Source organism: Pseudoalteromonas espejiana DSM 9414, assembly GCF_002221525.1.
Lineage (GTDB): Bacteria > Pseudomonadota > Gammaproteobacteria > Enterobacterales > Alteromonadaceae > Pseudoalteromonas > Pseudoalteromonas espejiana.
This window is the reverse complement of the sequence record NZ_CP011028.1, coordinates 469,045-483,499: the sequence shown is the minus strand read 5'-3', so window position 1 is coordinate 483,499 and position 14,455 is coordinate 469,045. Positions and strand designations below refer to the sequence as shown.

Here is a 14,455-nt window from a genome sequence, read left to right as displayed (position 1 = left end):
TTACGTTCCATCATGCGAGCAACCCCCAATAGAGTATTATTTAAAAAACAATGACTATTAAAGATTTTGAAGTAGTTACTTATCAAATAATTGGGAAAGTTGATTTTTATAGTTCTCTGAAGAAAAGTAATTTTTTATGATTTCAATATTTTTATGTGATTTGTAGCAATCTAAATTACTGATCTTTTCAATATTGCCAACGTTAACACCTTTCTCTGCAAAAAAATGCCATTGCGTGGTTTCACTTCGCAAGTAAACCGTTTTACCAAGGCCTAATAAAGTTATTGTATTGCCCATGGCTTGCTGGCGTTTATGATTAAAAAAGGCAATATCAATTGAGCTTAAAAATAACAAATAATCATCAAATGGCATAAAATCTGTAAGGGGTTTAAACTTATCACCAAACCATTCTTTGCCTTGCTTTATTACTTGCTTCGCATATTCTTGATGCCCATACGACAAAGGTACATAGATACATATATCTTGATGTTTAAATGGTAATAACTTTTCCAACGCCTCTATATGATTATTACTCGGATCGGCTGAGTTGCCTACTTGAATATTTACCCTCACCTTATCAACTGTGGGAAGTTTATATTTTTTGTATAGGTTACTCGTATACATTAAGCACTCATGGTAAGTTCCTTTTGCTCCATACCAGTCTTTTGCAAGGGCTACATCTCCTTCTAAATATGTAACTAAATGCCCGAGCCGACTTATCACCCTGTATCTTAAAAACTCATTTATTTTTTCTTTGAGAGTGACACGCTTTAATTGATAAGCATATAAGTCTGCTCCCCATATCATCCAATAACACTTTTTAAGCAACCAAGGCATAACACTCAGTATTTGAACCATTTTTATATCCATTAAACTATGTAATATAATTTTATCAGCTCGGTGCATTTTTATTATTAACTGAATATGGTGATTTACCTTTGATGCAGATGAGCTCCCTGTCAAACAGATATTCTTAGCATATTCAAGCTCATCATTAGCCATTCCATTTTTAATTAGAAATTCATGTTCATCACTATTAAAATTTTTATTTATAAATCTTATGTATGGAGGAATAAATTTATCGCACTCTGCTACATGTAATATTTTTTTAGTCGTCACTAAAGAACCCTTTAACCGCATTAATAACGTGTTCTTGAGCAATATGGGGCATAGCGAAGTACATTGGCAAGCGAACTAACTTTGAACTCTCATGAGTAGTGTAAATATCATTACCTACAAACTCCCCTAAAACTAATCCAGCAGGACTTGAGTGTAGTGGCACATAGTGGAATGGCGTGGTGATACATTCCTTTTTCATGTAATTTATAAACTCTGTTCGTTCTTCATCAGAGTCTAATTTTATATAAAACATATGCGCGTTATGCTTTATGTTATTAGGAATATAAGGCAATTTATCTGAGTTTATAACTTGGCTAAGTTCACCATAATAATAATCCCAAATTGATAGTCGATAATTATTTATAGCCTCTGCATTTTCAAGTTGTGCGAATAAGTATGCCGCCTGCAACTCACTTGGTAAAAAGCTCGAACCTATATCTTGCCAAGTATATTTATCTACTAAGCCGTGCAAAAACTGACTACGATTTGTTCCTTTTTCGCGAATAATTTCTGCTCTTTCAACTAATTCTGGTGTATTAATTAAAATTGCTCCTCCTTCACCGCCTGAAGAGTAGTTTTTAGTTTCATGAAAACTAAAACAACCTATGTGCCCAATAGCACCTAATGCTTGACTTTTATATGTAGACATTACGCCTTGAGCTGCATCTTCTATTACCCAAAGTTTATATTTTTTTGCGATTGTTAATATTGTATCCATTTCACACGCTACCCCAGCATAATGAACCGGTACTATAGCGCGTGTGTTTGAGGTTATAGCGGCTTCAATTAATGACTCATCCATATTCATGGTATCTGGACGTACATCAATGAAAACTATTTTAGCGCCTCGTAATGCAAATGCATTAGCGGTCGATACAAAAGTATATGAAGGCATGATGACTTCGTCACCCGCTTTTATATCTATAAGAATAGCTGCAAGCTCAAGAGCTGCAGTACACGACGGCGTTAGCAGTGCCTTTGTGGTATTAAAGTTACTTTCTATCCATGCTTCACATTTTTTTGAAAAGTGACCATCACCACATAACTTATCAGAGTTAATAGCTTGCTCTATGTATTTTAACTCACTGCCTGTTTTAGGAGGCACATTGAAAGGGATCATCTTTAAACCTGTTTGTAGAACCAATACGAAATATCAGCTATAGCAAAACCATTTTTGCTATATAAATTTGCAGCCGAAATATTACTTGTTTGTGTTGCAACCTTGATCACATTAGCCTTTTTAGCAATGCAATAACTTTCAACAAGCGCGAGTAGCTTTTTGCCTAAGCCCTGACCTTGATAGGGTAATGCAACACCAATAAGCCCTATTGTTGCCTCTTCCTCTTGGATCCTGACTGTTACAAAACCAGATATGTCATCATCATTTTTGATTACTAGGCAACAATCATCAAACTTTGATAGGACGGCATTTTCAACCCATTTTTGGTAAAAGCTGTCTCGCTCTTGCGCAGAAAACCAAGGCTCTCGAAAACGACTGTTAATATACAAGTTACGAACTATACAGTTAAGCTCTTCAATAGAGTCGTGATTAGCTATATGGGCTTCAAAGCTTGTAAAAGCTATTGAGGTTTCCTTGATATTTTTTTTAAAGACTAACTCGCCTTCAACAAAACTAAAGCAATGCTCATTAATAATATTTAAGCTTAAGTAATCTGTTGAACTAGCTTTTGTAGTTATAAGTGAATTTATAGGCCAGTCATTACTTTTTATTTCTGGGGTAAGTAGCTCTAACGCAAATATTTTACGCTCGAAAAACTGACTATCCCATTCTCTTTGAGAAAAATAGTTATTCATTACTTTGATATTAAATCCATTAAATACTTACCATAGCTATTTTTCAGCATAGGAGCAGCCAACTCCTGCATTTTATGCTTTGTTAGCCAGCCATTATTAAAACCAATCTCTTCTAAACACGCTATTTTGTAACCTTGACGTTTTTCTATTGTTTCAACAAACTGTGCTGCTTCTAATAAACTTTCATGAGTACCAGTATCTAACCACGCAAAACCACGGCCCAGTATTTCAACATTTAGCTTATTCTTCTTTAAATACATCTCATTAAGACAAGTAATTTCTAACTCTCCTCGATGAGAAGGCTCAACTTGTTTTGCTAATTTAACTACAGAGTTATCATAAAAATACAACCCTGTTACAGCTAAATCAGATTTAGGGTTGGCCGGTTTTTCTTCAATAGAAACTGCTTTTTGATTTTCATCAAACTCAACAACCCCAAAACGCTCGGGATCTTTTACCTGGTAACCAAAAACTGTTGCGCCTTGGCCCGTTTTAGCATTCTCAACAGCGTGCTTTAACTTGGGACTAAATCCTTGACCATAAAAAATGTTATCCCCAAGAACTAAGCACACGTCATCGTTTCCAATAAAGTCTTCACCTAGAATAAATGCCTGGGCTAATCCGTCTGGGTTAGGTTGGATTGCGTAACTAAGATCAATACCAAATTGAGAACCATCACCGAGTAAACGCTTAAATGAATCACTATCCTCAGGAGTCGTAATAATTAATATTTCACGTATTCCCGCTAACATTAAAACTGATAACGGATAATAGATCATTGGCTTATCGTAAATTGGCAGAAGTTGCTTTGATACACCCATAGTAATTGGGTATAAGCGCGTGCCTGAGCCACCGGCTAAAATTATTCCTTTCATTAAATTACTCCTTTTATAATTCGCCAAGCCGTTCACGCTGGTAAGAGCCATTCTGAACGTTTTTGCACCACTGTTTGTTAGACAAATACCACTCAATTGTTTTACGAAGCCCTGTTTCAAATGTTTCTATAGGCTCCCAATTAAGCTCTTCACTCATTTTTGACGAGTCGATGGCGTAGCGTCTATCATGGCCAGGGCGGTCTGATACATAGGTAATTTGGTCAGCATATTTAGTTGGCTTTGGAACTAAAGTATCTAATATACTGCAAATAGTTTGTACTACCTCTATATTCTGCTTTTCATTATGACCGCCAACATTATAAGTCTCTCCAACAACACCTTCAGTTACCACTTTGTGTAAAGCACGTGCATGATCTTCTACATATAGCCAATCACGAATTTGATCGCCTTTACCATAAATAGGCAAGTTCTTACCTTCTAGCGCATTAAGTATCACTAAAGGAATTAATTTCTCAGGAAAGTGGTAAGGCCCATAATTATTCGAGCAATTAGTTACGATAGTAGGTAACCCATATGTTCGTAACCAAGCTCGTACTAAATGATCACTTGATGCTTTACTTGCAGAATAAGGGCTGCTTGGTGAATAAGCCGTTTGCTCGGTGAATAATGGAAGCTCACCTTCTTGCTCGTCTGGGTGCGGGAGATCACCATATACCTCGTCAGTTGAGATGTGATGAAACCTAAACGATTTTTTATCACCCTCATTTAATGTATTCCAGTATTCACGAGCAGCTTCTAATAAGTTATAAGTGCCTACAATATTAGTTTGTATAAATTCGGCAGGTCCAGTGATTGAACGGTCAACATGACTCTCAGCAGCCAAATGCATTACTGCATCTGGCTTATGTGTTTTAAAAACACGGTCAAGCTCAGTACGATCACATATATCAACTTGTTCGAATACGTAGCGTTCATCGTTAGCAACCGAGTTTAATGATTCTAAATTACCAGCATAAGTTAACTTATCGAGATTAATGACTGAATCATTGGTGTTTTCTATAATGTGGCGAATTACAGCAGAGCCTATAAAGCCCGCACCGCCAGTTATGAGTATTTTCATTTTAATATTTAGAAACCTTTAATTGAATTTGTAAAAATAATGACCAATTTAGTTTACTCTATACAAATAAAATTTCTGAGGTAAACGAAATGCCTTGGTATTGTTTTTAAAATTATCTAGTTTTCCTTATCGCCAAGCATTATTAAATATCATGAAGTTATTTCAAGCAAACATGACTATAAAACTAGCAATGTTGGTATTTAAAACTTGCCATATGAGTAACTTAAAAAGTTACTCTGACCAGACTATTTATAATCGAATAATCACACAACCTATAAGAAACTACAGTTTCAGCGTTTATACTAAACAGGAATAATCTGATTCCTAGGAGTAATAGAGTAAACATTTTGATTTGCCAAAACAATTACAAGCTGCATCGTATTAACAGAGAGATTTAATAGCACTAATATACTTTGTAACAATTGGCTTTAAAGATAAGTGGCTAACCATACCTTGTAAAATAAACGGCTCAGCTTTTAAATACTCCTCAGATTCAATAGCTTTACCTAACGCACAACTATCACCCACAGGGAATATTATACATTTTTGATTTGTTATTCTTAAACTATCGTCGTTATAACTTACACCTAAAATTTCTGCTGGCCCGGTTTGACAATTAGAAGTAATAACCGGGACTCCAAGCCCTAGCGCTTCTATTAGGCAGTTAGGGTAACCTTCAAACTCAGAGGCTAAAAGCATCGCTTTTGCATTTTTAATATAGGGGTAAGGGTTCGATAACCGTCCTAAAAAGTAGACATTTTCATCAACACCCTGCTGTAGGGCTAATTCCTTTAAATTAGATTTTTCTTCACCATCACCTACGATTATTAACTTTTTATCACCCTTAGTCTTTGATATAGCTTTTATTAGTTGATCAACTCTTTTTGAGGCGGTCAATCTTCCCACATATACAAAGTACTGGCTAGCTGGTAACTGGACTCTTGTATTTGAAAGCCTCAAATATTTTTTAAAATCATGAGGGTTATTTATTAAACAAACCGTAGATTTTTGAAATAACACCTGTGCTAATTCAAGCATTTTAGATGAAATACATACAATCATATCTGCTTTTCTGTAAATATACTTTGCTATTTTAGCACCAAGGTTAGTTGAATCTATTTCTGAAATACTATGTACAACAACTTGGGTTTTAAAAGAAAAAAAGTTAGAGAGAAAAATTGATAAAATGCTTGGAAAAAATAAGTGAGACTGTATAACTTTAGGCTTTAACTTAAAAATTACATATAACATTTTAAAAAATGCAGTGAATCGCCAAAATGCAGACTCAGTATCTTTCAAATAAAAAGTATGAATATCCAATTCTTGAAGTTTAGATAACTCCATAGAAAGGGTATTAACAATAACTTCAGCCCCCCCACCAGACTGTGAGTTAGTAACAATTAATACCCTCATATACATTCAGCCCCAGAATAAATACTTTGGTATTTTTCCATCATCATGTCAAAGTCAAATCTTTGATTAACTTGCTGGAATTGCTTAGTAGCAATTAAAACTCTCAACTCTGTCTTTTCAAAAATATTTTCTAAAAGGGTGCACAGTTCACTTTCATTAGTGAACAAAACATCTTTTTGGATTTGCTGAGGTACAATTAACTTATGTGCAGGAATATTCGAAATTAAAAATGGTAGCTGCAAAGCATTGGCTTCTAAAACTGAAATAGGCAGTCCTTCCTCTCTTGATAAAGATAAAAACAAGTCAGCCTCCCTCAATACTGAATTCACGTCCTCAACCTTGCCTAGAAAATTTATTTTAAAATAACTTCCCACTAAGGACTCAACTTTCAGTTTCAGCTGCTCACTTTCTATAGCTCCCGCAATAGTTAATTCAATCACTACACCTTTAAAAACATTTGATTTATCAATTGACTCTTTCAATTTCTGAAGTTTATCATAACCTTTTCTAAATTTAACATTACCAACACAAGCTATCTTTAATTTATTTTCTTCTAAATCAAAACTTTTTTTAGGCTCTAATCCCTTAAAATTTATGCCATTTTCTATAACAGAATACTTATTTCCAAATGCTTTCTCAAATTTATCAATATCTTGCCTTGAGACACCAATAATTTCATCAGCGTACCTGTTAATTAAAAATTTATGTACTTGTCCAACCAATTTATTTTTAACACTTCCCCCATAATAAAATGAATAACTATTATGTATCACAACAATATATTTCCCAGTTTTATTTACTCGTTTGAATAAAAATAACAAACAAAGAATTATATCAGCCCCTTTTAATTGAGACTGTAAACAATCAGGGCTTGAATTTTTTATAGCTGCAGGTAGTCTTATTAATGCACAAATTAGTGCATATAAACCGAAAAATGAGTTCGTTACATATTTAAAATTACGACCAGACCAAAAGTTCTCTTGCCTATTATTATGTTTCCACAATAGCATTACTTCGTTCTCAAATTTACTTGAATCTACCATACGTCGGAGTAATATTTCTGCACCACCAACACCATCTGAGTTTAGGACATGTAAAATTTTCAAGATTGACCTCTAAATTTGTTTACTATCATAGTAAAAAGATTCCTACAGCTAATAACATATTTATAAAAACAGGAGTGCTTTAAACTTAAGTACAATCCTCTATAAAACAGCGAAGTCCCTAATAAAGATAAAACCAACCAAAAGGGAATCGGCTGCCTCCTATTAGCCAGATCATTAAAAAGCCATAAGTGAAATTTTCCATCATATAAACTGGCATGCTTCTGCAAAAATTGAATAGCCCCTTTGGATGCATTGGAACGAGTTGTAATACTTTCTCTATTTGGGTCTACATCAACCAAATAGAGCCTTTCGCCCAGCTTTAGTGAACTTTTTCCTGTTATTTTTAAAATTCTTAACCAGCAGTCATAATCTTGCCATGCATTTAAATTTTCATCGAACATTACTGCCTTTAACGTTTCTATTCGAGTAAAAATTTGATTACCAACAGCGTTCATTTTTACAAGATCTTTCTCAGTAATTGTGAAAGACTCACCTGTCAAATTATTTGCTACTTCCCCAATAAAGTCATAACTACCGCATATAAAAGAGAAATCTTCAGACCAGTTTTTCATATAGGCTTCTATGCAATTTGACTTCATTACATCATCATCATCTAAACCCGTTATAAAATCGCCTTTTGCAAGCTCTATTGCTCGATTTCGTGCATTACAGGCACCTAGAGGCTTTTTATTAAAGGTGTAGATTAATCTACTATCTTCTTTTGATACAGACTCTAATAGAGATATTGATTTTTCACATAAACCGTCAAGCACTACAATGACTTCAATATTGCTATAGGTTTGATCTAAAACAGAATGAAGGGATCTACCGAGAGCATCTGGCCGATAATGGGAAGGTATATACACACTTACTAAAGGTTTATTGTTAGGCACGTTTATCACCGAGATTAAATACAAATGGGACTACAAAAAATAAAATCCAATAAGGGTAAACCCACATTTCATTGGATAGTGACAGGAAACAAAAAATTATAATTAAATACCTATTAGCTCTTATTTTAGTATTAAGTAACATATACGTGAAGCCAGTTACTATTATTGTAAATAATACCGCCCCATGATCTACCAGTATAGCTAGCCAACCATTATGCGGTTGCACATAGCGCATACTTAATTCGAGTAAACTCCTTACTCCTGTTATCCCGTAACCTATTACCGGCCTTTCGTAAAACCCATCTAGTGCTAATCGCCACATAACTAATCGCTGAGAAAATGTTGATAATTGTTCAAAAATAGAAAAGACAATTAAAGCACTGAACAAAATAGAGATTATGAAGCCTAAATTAAAAATTACTTTAATTTTTAATTTAATAAATATTAACCTGACCAATAAGAAGGCACTGATTAATAAAACAGTTTTTGAGCCTGAGGCAAAAAGGGTAAACAAACATACTATTAGCAGAGCCCTGTTAAAAATAGTTTTTTTTATACTAAAAATAATATAAATACTAAAAACCATTAGTAGTGAAGTATAGTTTGGATCATGTGCATAACCTGATGGCCTTACGCCTAGCAACGATAGTTTATCTTCAAATACTTCACCGGAAGACCCTATCGATACAAACGGTAAATTGCCAGTAATAGCTTGAAACAAGCAAGAAAGAGACAAAAAAAGACTTGATAAGAGCACCGAATTAATTAGCACTTTATCATTTAAATATTTCTTATTTAGAAAGAGATAAATAGCTATTAGAAAGTTATATATATACAAAATAATTACATTTTTATATACAGTCGTATTCTTATCAAGATCAGAAAATTGCCAAGCAACCTGGTCTTGAATTATTATAATTATAAGTAATAATGCTAGTAAAATAGCGCAAGTAGGTACTTTCCACTCATTAAATTTTACTTTTACTAGCATAGCAAGAATCAAGCTTGAAATGAAAACCGGAAAAACTATAAAACGCATATCCAAACCAAGCGAAAATGTTCGATTATAAATCGAGAAAATTAAAATGCTTATAAATATTGCGCTTAGTGTTCTATTTAAGCCTAATTTATTTTTTTTAACGGCTTTATGAAGCTGCATTTATAGATTTAACCTTTTACGCTGCTAGCGGCCCATACCAAAAATTACAGTTTTAACTGTAAGCATAAGAATTTTTAAATCTAATATTGTAGAGTGATGCTTGATATAATGAATATCGTATTTATGTTTCCAGATAGCGTCTTCTACTGATGCGCCATATGGGTAACTAACTTGCGCTAAGCCAGTAACACCTGGCTTTACTGCATGACGGAAACGGTAATATGGAATTTCTTTTTCAAGATCTTGAATAAAAATCTCTCGCTCAGGTCTTGGCCCAACGATTGACATACTTCCCTGTAGAACATTTATTAGCTGAGGTATTTCATCAATACGTGTTTTACGTATAAAGTTACCTACTCTTGTGACTCTTGCATCGTTTTTACAGGCCCATTGAGCACCATTTTTTTCTGCATCACTTCTCATCGACCTAAATTTATAAACTTTAAACTCTTCATTATACTGACCTGTTCTTTTTTGTTTATATAAAATAGGCCCAGGGCTTTCTAGTTTAATAAGCAATGCTGCAATTAAAGAAAGCGGTAACGTAACAATAAGTAAAAATATAGAACTTACTACATCTAAAATTCTCTTAGTAATTTGAGTCCTTTTATTAGATAAAATTGAAAATGCTTTTTGATGTAAGAAGTAACTACTGTGCAACAAACGAACTTCTGTATATTTTAGCCTAGCATCAAGGTAACTAACTAAAGGTTCAACCCACGCACCACTCTCAGTAGCCCTAACTAGAAAGTCACGTTGCGTATCTGTTAACTGAGCACTTCTGTAATGGCATATAACTTTTTCAGTAAAATCGGCTAATGAGAAGTCATTAATTACAAGCTCAAATGAATGAGAATTAATAATTTCTTCAATATTAGAAACACATTCATCTGGGCAAAAGACATATATTTTATTTTGCTTTAATGCTTCTCTTTTTGATTTAAAACTTTTAGTAAACAATTAAAATATCCAATTAATCTAATATGCTAATAAATTCACGAAAGCTAGCTTAAAGGCTCTACGGTAGCCTTTAAAATAACCTATTCCATCCGTTCAGCTAAGTCTAATGTATTTAGCTTAAGCTCGACTATCCTGTTTTATAAAATGTCTAATCAATACATAGACACTGCTAATAAGCAAACCCAATATAAAACCTAAAATACAAATAATAGCCCTGTTAGGTTTGAATTTTTTTTCAGGAACTATTGCTGGATCAATTGTTTTGAAAACATACTCATCACGTACACTAGCGAACATGATAGTTTTAGTTTGCTCTTCAACTAGCTTGTAAAGTACTGAGCGAATATCAGCAATCTTAGTTTCTTGTATTTGTTTAATTAAAAAGTCCGTACTTTTATTAGCCTCTAGTACATCACGCTCTTTCATTGTTTGATTAATATCCTGTACCAACCAATTTACCCAGCGCTGTGCTACAGAAGGCGACACGTGCTCAATAGATATTACTACCATGCCATTTTCTTTATTTACGTTAACATTTAGAATCTTACTAAACTCAATATAAGCTTCCTGCATTGAAGGCTCTGATTTTAAAGGTGGAGTAACTTCACGTACCCATTTATTCTCACTACTTAAGTAAAGTCCTTGGTTATAAATTACCTCATTATTTTCCTGACCCCATCCTTCAGCAGCCATTAGTTCTGGTAAAATATTATACTTTTGAATGAAATCATTTGTGAATTTGCGTGACTTTAGCACTTGTAAAGCCATTTGAGTTTTATCGATACTGCCACTATTTAAACTAACACCAGCTAAGCTCGCTAAACCTCCAAATTGTCCAGCCAAGGCTCCTAATCCACCTTTTTGATCTTCTTCCGCAGGTACCAAAAGCACCTCTGATTTATAAACATTTGGCTGCTTTATTGCGTACAAAGTAAATGCTACTGAGAACATGATTGTTATTGTAATAATAACCCATTTACCTTGCCAAATAGCACTAAGTATTTCTCGCAGATCTATTTCGTCATCTGCAACTTCGTAGGCAGCCTTAGGCTCATTTGCTGTAATTATATTGTTTAGGTTATTTTCCATTAAAATCTCATAATTTAGGCTATCAGCTATCAGCTATCAGCTATCAGCTATCAGCTATCAGCTATCAGCTATCAAAATTGTATAACATGAATTATCACGTCAAGTTATTGTTTTCGGGTTAAGAGCTTCTCCGGTTCCCCGCAACCAGTAACACCTGATATACCGTCTAAAGGTTTATTTTAAACCTAGCGCTTAAATACCACTTATCGCAGCTACCGCTACACCTAATTGGTACATAATCTGCGTTGCCGTGCTCCATAGCGTTAGCTTATCCATATGACTTGCATCCATTGGGATCACAATTGTATCTCCTGGCTCTAACTGCTCTGAGTTATTAGCAGCAAACCAGCCCCCTGTGTTCGGGATTTTTACAGAGCCATTAGCTTTAATAATATAAATGCTATCTTCATTAGCACGTTCTTTAAGGCCGCCACTTAAATCAATGTACTCATCAACACTAACACCTGTTTTATATAGGTGTGATGTTGAGTAATTAACTTCACCGATTACGCTAATTGAATCACGTTTACTTGGTACATATAAAACATCTCCGTCTTGAAGTACTAAGTTTTGCTTGTTATCAACAATTAACGGTAAATCAATTACCAAACGCCCTACGGCTTCTACGCTTGCTAAATCATTTAGTAGCATGTTCATTTCGTCGTACGAAAGTGTGTTACTGCTTACTGAATTTTGAAAGCTCTTTGATGCAATATCACGGCGTAGCTCTGTTGATAAGCGGGCTAGTTGTTCTTGCTCTTGCTCTTTTATAGAGGCACGTGTAAATATTGCTGCTTTTTGTTCTGCAAACTCAGAGAAGCCCCCAGCGCGCTCGAGTAACTCGGTTAGTGTTTCACCGCGGCGAATAGTATAAGTACCAGGGAATCTTAGCTCACCTTTAAGCTCAACTTTTACGTTTTCTTGCCAATTCGGAATAGCAAATACGTTAATGCTATCTTTACTTTGCAGTGTAATATTGCTTTGTGAATCACCACGCATTGCACTTTCAAGATCTAAACGTAAATGCTCTATTTTAGACGCATCACTTGCAACAATACGGGTAATTTCGGCTTGCTTTACGTACGCAGATTCGAGCAAACCGCCGCCAGCGGTTACTAAATCACGCACGTCACCACCGACCATTAACGGGTAAACACCCGGGAATGTAACGTTACCGCTAATTTCTACAAGCTGAATAGCCTGATTAACAGAGGCCTGTTGCTTAAATTTAGCTATAAGTGGAGCTAGTAAGTTATGGCGGCTAAATAAAGCGTAGTCTTCTGGTTTTAATTCAAGCTCGGCTTCTTCTTTAGCTTTACGTTTTGACATTTCAGCAAGGGTAAGGGCTTTATTTTCTTCGAAAATAAACTCCTCTTCTTCTTGATTTATACCAATGTATTTTTCAAACTCTTTTTGCTGATATGTATGCCATTGCTCAGCCTTTAGCTGTTGTTCTTGTTGTTCTTGACTTAAGGCCATATTAGCAAGTGCTGATTTTTCAGCTTCTTTCTCTTCAAAGCGGCTGAATACAATAATTTTATCATTCGCTTTTAGCGCTAGGTTATTTTCAGGATTTTTAATAATGGCTTGTGCCACATCAAACTGGTGCGCTTCTATGTCGCCGCTTATGTTGATTTCGCGTATAACTAAGCCGTAGCTTAAATCGGCTTGTGGTAGTAAATCACCGCGCACTGATTTTAAAACATCTGAAATGCGCTTGCCTTGATACCATTGATAGTTACCTGGGCGTGCTACTGCACCAATTAAGCTAACAGAATTTTGGTATTGAGAGCTTACAGAGTTAAAGCGTATGCGGTCGCCATCTTGAGGTATGTAGTTTATTTGAGGCTTAGTAAAATCAACTGATAGTACTTCTTTGCGATCAAAATTAAAACGCTCTACCACGGCATTTTTGGCGTAAGCCCCCGGTTTTAAGCCACCTGCCATTGTTAGTAATTGTTTTGCAGACTCACCATTTTTTAGCTCAAATATAGCTGGGCGTTTAACTAAACCATCTACAGTAACTTGCGCACCTACAGGTGGCACAAAAACAACATCGCCAGGCTTTAACACGATATCGTTACTGCTATCACCTTTAATAAGTAAGTCATAAAGGTCGAAGTTAGCAACCGTTTCACCCGCACGTTTTACCTGTATATTACGTAATGAAGCAATTTCAGACACACCACCGCTAACAAATAAAGCATGCGATACTGTTGTTAATGACGATACGCTGTAACTGCCTGGTTTGTATGCCTCACCTAATACTAAAATGCGCATACTACGCAGCTGACCCAGTGATACAAAGGCTTTTACACCTATTACTTCTTGTTCTACTTTTACTTTAATGAGTTCTTTAATTTCGGCAAAAGTTAAACCCACTGCTTCTACAGGGCTTAAATCAGGAATACTTATGCGACCTTCGCGGTCAACTGTTACATCAAAGCTATCACTTTCTTTTCCGTAAAAGTTAATTTTTAGCTGATCGCCAGGGCCTACAATATAGGTATCTGGAACGGCCGCGTTTTCACTTGGCATGAAGGTGGTTGGTTCGCCTGCAAACAACTCATAACCGTACGGTTTTAATTCATCTGTTTTTGGCTTAAAGCGCTCTTCGTCAGTTAAGTCTTCTTGCTCTTTTTCTGGACGTTCGCCGATAGTAGACTGCGGCTCGTTTGAGTTTTCGTCGCTTGATTGATTTGCACCGGTAATTGTAGAAACATCTACACCGTACTGCTTTGCTAGGGCTTCTTGCTGAGATTTTGGCAGTTTTTTAAATTGCTCAATTTGCGAGGCTGTTGGCGTAAAAGCCAAAGCACTAAAACTACAAAGTAGAATAAAAGCACTAAAAAATTGTGTAAAAACATTCACGAGTAGGTATTTCCCTAGGTCTACAACCAAAATTGGAGGGTATGATACATTAAAACTTTGCAAATAAAAAAGGG

At 35.2% G+C, this 14,455-nt stretch carries 12 protein-coding genes; all 12 read right to left on the bottom strand.

The window, feature by feature from the left end; genetic code table 11:
* Window positions 1-75 precede the first annotated feature (75 nt).
* Window positions 76-1,119 (bottom strand): TDP-N-acetylfucosamine:lipid II N-acetylfucosaminyltransferase family protein, encoded by a 1,044-nt coding sequence (locus PESP_RS02110; RefSeq protein ID WP_164504402.1) that lies wholly within the window; start codon window positions 1,117-1,119, stop codon window positions 76-78.
* Entirely contained in the window at window positions 1,109-2,239 is a 1,131-nt protein-coding gene (rffA, locus tag PESP_RS02105) for a dTDP-4-amino-4,6-dideoxygalactose transaminase (RefSeq protein ID WP_089346560.1), read from the bottom strand. The genes PESP_RS02110 and rffA overlap by 11 nt, the downstream gene beginning before the upstream one ends.
* Before the next feature lie 2 nt (window positions 2,240-2,241).
* On the bottom strand, window positions 2,242-2,934 hold the full coding sequence (locus tag PESP_RS02100; protein WP_089346559.1) for a GNAT family N-acetyltransferase: 693 nt from the start codon (window positions 2,932-2,934) through the stop codon (window positions 2,242-2,244).
* The gene (gene rfbA, locus PESP_RS02095; protein WP_089346558.1) at window positions 2,934-3,809 is read right to left on the bottom strand and encodes a glucose-1-phosphate thymidylyltransferase RfbA; all 876 of its coding nucleotides are present in this window, start codon (window positions 3,807-3,809) and stop codon (window positions 2,934-2,936) included. Before rfbA ends, PESP_RS02100 begins: the two co-directional genes overlap by 1 nt.
* 13 nt (window positions 3,810-3,822) lie before the next feature.
* Window positions 3,823-4,890 carry a dTDP-glucose 4,6-dehydratase gene (rfbB, locus tag PESP_RS02090; protein ID WP_089346557.1) on the bottom strand — a complete coding sequence of 356 codons (1,068 nt, stop codon included), beginning with the start codon at window positions 4,888-4,890 and terminating at the stop codon, window positions 3,823-3,825.
* A gap of 381 nt (window positions 4,891-5,271) precedes the next feature.
* Window positions 5,272-6,303 carry a glycosyltransferase gene (locus PESP_RS02085; RefSeq protein WP_164504401.1) on the bottom strand — a complete coding sequence of 344 codons (1,032 nt, stop codon included), beginning with the start codon at window positions 6,301-6,303 and terminating at the stop codon, window positions 5,272-5,274.
* Window positions 6,300-7,409 (bottom strand): glycosyltransferase, encoded by a 1,110-nt coding sequence (locus PESP_RS02080; protein ID WP_089346555.1) that lies wholly within the window; start codon window positions 7,407-7,409, stop codon window positions 6,300-6,302. The genes PESP_RS02085 and PESP_RS02080 overlap by 4 nt, the downstream gene beginning before the upstream one ends.
* A complete protein-coding gene (locus PESP_RS02075) occupies window positions 7,406-8,302 on the bottom strand; it encodes a glycosyltransferase (RefSeq protein ID WP_164504400.1) in 897 nt (298 codons plus the stop codon). The genes PESP_RS02080 and PESP_RS02075 overlap by 4 nt, the downstream gene beginning before the upstream one ends.
* Window positions 8,295-9,461 (bottom strand): O-antigen ligase family protein, encoded by a 1,167-nt coding sequence (locus tag PESP_RS02070; protein WP_089346553.1) that lies wholly within the window; start codon window positions 9,459-9,461, stop codon window positions 8,295-8,297. The genes PESP_RS02075 and PESP_RS02070 overlap by 8 nt, the downstream gene beginning before the upstream one ends.
* 24 nt (window positions 9,462-9,485) lie before the next feature.
* Window positions 9,486-10,421, bottom strand: a complete 936-nt coding sequence (locus PESP_RS02065) for an exopolysaccharide biosynthesis polyprenyl glycosylphosphotransferase (protein ID WP_089346552.1) — start codon at window positions 10,419-10,421, stop codon at window positions 9,486-9,488.
* Window positions 10,422-10,538: 117 nt separating this feature from the next.
* Window positions 10,539-11,510: a Wzz/FepE/Etk N-terminal domain-containing protein gene (locus PESP_RS02060; protein WP_089346551.1), complete on the bottom strand. Its 972-nt coding sequence runs from the start codon at window positions 11,508-11,510 to the stop codon at window positions 10,539-10,541.
* A 192-nt stretch (window positions 11,511-11,702) separates the two neighbouring features.
* Window positions 11,703-14,381 (bottom strand): SLBB domain-containing protein, encoded by a 2,679-nt coding sequence (locus tag PESP_RS02055; protein ID WP_089349077.1) that lies wholly within the window; start codon window positions 14,379-14,381, stop codon window positions 11,703-11,705.
* Window positions 14,382-14,455: the final 74 nt, after the last annotated feature.

Excerpts from the sequence above, each read along its gene's own strand:
- rffA (WP_089346560.1), bottom strand. The coding sequence starts at position 2,239 with ATGATCCCTTTCAATGTGCCTCCTAAAACAGGCAGTGAGTTAAAATAC.
- PESP_RS02100 (WP_089346559.1), bottom strand. The coding sequence starts at position 2,934 with ATGAATAACTATTTTTCTCAAAGAGAATGGGATAGTCAGTTTTTCGAG.
- rfbA (WP_089346558.1), bottom strand. The coding sequence starts at position 3,809 with ATGAAAGGAATAATTTTAGCCGGTGGCTCAGGCACGCGCTTATACCCA.
- rfbB (WP_089346557.1), bottom strand. The coding sequence starts at position 4,890 with ATGAAAATACTCATAACTGGCGGTGCGGGCTTTATAGGCTCTGCTGTA.
- PESP_RS02085 (WP_164504401.1), bottom strand. The coding sequence starts at position 6,303 with ATGAGGGTATTAATTGTTACTAACTCACAGTCTGGTGGGGGGGCTGAA.
- PESP_RS02070 (WP_089346553.1), bottom strand. The coding sequence starts at position 9,461 with ATGCAGCTTCATAAAGCCGTTAAAAAAAATAAATTAGGCTTAAATAGA.
- PESP_RS02060 (WP_089346551.1), bottom strand. The coding sequence starts at position 11,510 with ATGGAAAATAACCTAAACAATATAATTACAGCAAATGAGCCTAAGGCT.